The 2193-nt window shown below is 58.1% G+C and carries 3 protein-coding genes; 1 reads left to right on the top strand and 2 read right to left on the bottom strand.

All coding sequences use genetic code 11. The features are described 5' to 3' along the window. Positions 1 to 189: hypothetical protein (locus ACCAA_RS21745; protein WP_222104793.1), on the top strand; the 189-nt coding region annotated here is incomplete at its 5' end. Between the two features lie 46 nt (positions 190 to 235). Here ACCAA_RS21745 and ACCAA_RS02695 read toward each other — a convergent pair. Beyond that, a complete protein-coding gene (locus ACCAA_RS02695; protein ID WP_186405713.1) occupies positions 236 to 853 on the bottom strand; it encodes a cytochrome c peroxidase in 618 nt (205 codons plus the stop codon). A gap of 25 nt (positions 854 to 878) precedes the next feature. After that, positions 879 to 1874 (bottom strand): arsenosugar biosynthesis radical SAM (seleno)protein ArsS, encoded by a 996-nt coding sequence (gene arsS / locus ACCAA_RS02690; protein WP_186405712.1) that lies wholly within the window; start codon positions 1872 to 1874, stop codon positions 879 to 881. Between the last annotated feature and the right edge of the window lie 319 nt (positions 1875 to 2193).

Here is a 2193-nt window from a genome sequence, read left to right as displayed (position 1 = left end):
CCGGGCTCGTCCAACAAACGGATCAGATCGTGGCTTCGCACGATCTATCCTTATTCGTTATGCATGGCATCGAACACGCCAGCCTGGGAGGGGGCCGAGGGCACCTCCGCCTTGAAGGATCAGCACGGCATGTCAGGTACGACTGACTTTTTGTTGTCCATGTTGCCTTCCTCCATTGCAATGATGTGATGGCAAAACCGCCCCGGACTCCGAGACGATTCCGGTAATCGGGATGTCAGTGCTTTTTGGCTGCACACGGATTCTTCGCCGCACACGGGTTGCGGGCAGCACAAGGATTCTTTGCCGCGCAGGGATTGGCCTGGCCAGCAGCTGGTTTGAATCCCTTCTGCAGGCTGCCGACATAAGCGACCAGGGCGGCGAGCTCCTTCGACTTCCAGCCCAGCGGCTTGGCTTCCATCGGGCCGATCATGCACATCTGCACCGCCTCGTCGAGATTGATAGCCCCCACGCCATAGTTTTCGCTGGCCATGCCCACCTTGTGTGGGTACGGCTGGGCAAAACTTTCGTTATAGGCGCCGTAGGACTGGTGGCAGGTGGCGCAGGCCATGCCATTGGTGGATAGCTTCGTGTCATTGAACAGCTTTTCACCAAGCTTGACCAATTGGGCCTGATTGCCTTTGTAGGGCGTGTAGTTGGCAGGGCGGGAGATCATTTTTGCGCCGCCAGGATTGGCCGCCGCGCAGGGATTCCTGGCGGCACAAGGGTTACGTGCTGCGCATGGGTTTTTCGCGGCGCAGGGATTGGCTATGGCAGCGCCACTCAGTGCGGTGGCCATGAGGCCGACCGAAAGCATGGCGGCGGTTGTTGCGCGGATATATTTCTTGCGATTCATGATGAGTCTCCTCCGGGTTGTACTACTAGGCAATCGAGGCTGTCTGGGCGGCCTCGTTCGGCGCCAGCGCGCCACCACAACTGCTCCCCTGGCCGGCGGTGCAGCTATAGCAATGATCGGCTACCCGGATTGGGCGGCCGGACAAATCGGCTTCAATCAAATCAGCCAGATGAACCGGCCCGGCCTGTGGTCCGCCCAGCTTCAGCCCAAGCATCTGGTTGAAGTCGCAATCGAAGACCTCGCCCCGCCAACCGACAGAGAGCAGTGAGCGGCACATCACGCCCTCGAGGTTGGCCGACTGATAGGCGCCCTTGAGCAGTTTCATGTAGTCATGGAATTCGTTGCGCGACACCAGTTGACTGCCGAAACGCTTGATCGGCATGTTGGCCAGTGCGAATAGGTGATTGAACATTACCCCGTAGCGAGTGGCCAGTTGCTCCTTGTAGGCGGCTTCGAGCTTGACTTGGTTGGGCGGCAGGCTCGGCCCAAGCGGGTTGTAGACCAGGTTGAGTACGCGGCCGCAGCCGGGCAGTCCGTAGCCCAGCGCATTTAGCTTACGTAGTCCGTTGATGCTAGCCTGGAAAGTGCCATCGCCGCGCTGGGCGTCGACATTTTCTTCAAGATAGCAAGGCAGTGAGGCAACGATTTCGACGTTTTTCTCGGCAAGGAAATCAGCCAGTGTTTCGTACCCCGGCTCGCTCAAAATAGTCAGGTTGCAGCGATCGATGACCCGCATACCTAGTGACTTGGCTTCGCTCACCAATCGGCGAAAATTGGGGTTCATCTCTGGCGCCCCGCCGGTCAGGTCGAGCGTTTGCACAGCCTGCCGACGCGCGAAGTCGAGCAGCAGGGACATGGTCTCCCAACTCATTTCTTCGGTCCGCTTCGGGCTCGCCGCGACGTGGCAGTGGAGACAGGACTGGTTGCAGCGATATCCGAGATTGGCCTGAAGCGTTTCGAGCTTCTGGCGTCGAATGGCCGGGAACTCCGTTTTTACCAACAGTGGAAAGGTGTCACGCATTATTCTTCTCCGAATTTGGCTTAATCATCAATGCCCCGGCCCCGATTTTTGTGGCCACGAGTTCGAGGTTAAATCGTGCCTTAAGAAGGAGCCGTGAAATGCTGAGCGCATCTAGGGTTAGGGGGGTTGCGCCGGGCTTGGCAGAAGGGTCGCGTAGCGCGACTGAAGACGCGGCCGCCGAGGTCAGGTGGTGATCAGTGGGGCGCAAGGTGGCCTGAGTTGCAAAACTGTGTCCAGACAATCCGGGCCGCCACAGGCTTAATCATTAATCGTTGCTGAAGACAATTCCTTACACTTCAATCAAGAAAGTGTGGTCAGT

The organism is Candidatus Accumulibacter aalborgensis (assembly GCF_900089955.1).
Classification (GTDB): Bacteria; Pseudomonadota; Gammaproteobacteria; order Burkholderiales; family Rhodocyclaceae; genus Accumulibacter; species Accumulibacter aalborgensis.
Note: the sequence above shows the minus strand (reverse complement) of the source record. Positions and strands in the feature narration are given on the sequence as shown.

Bases quoted from the DNA above. Each gene is read 5' to 3' on its own strand.
- ACCAA_RS02695 (WP_186405713.1), bottom strand. From the start codon at position 853: ATGAATCGCAAGAAATATATCCGCGCAACAACCGCCGCCATGCTTTCG.
- arsS (WP_186405712.1), bottom strand. From the start codon at position 1,874: ATGCGTGACACCTTTCCACTGTTGGTAAAAACGGAGTTCCCGGCCATT.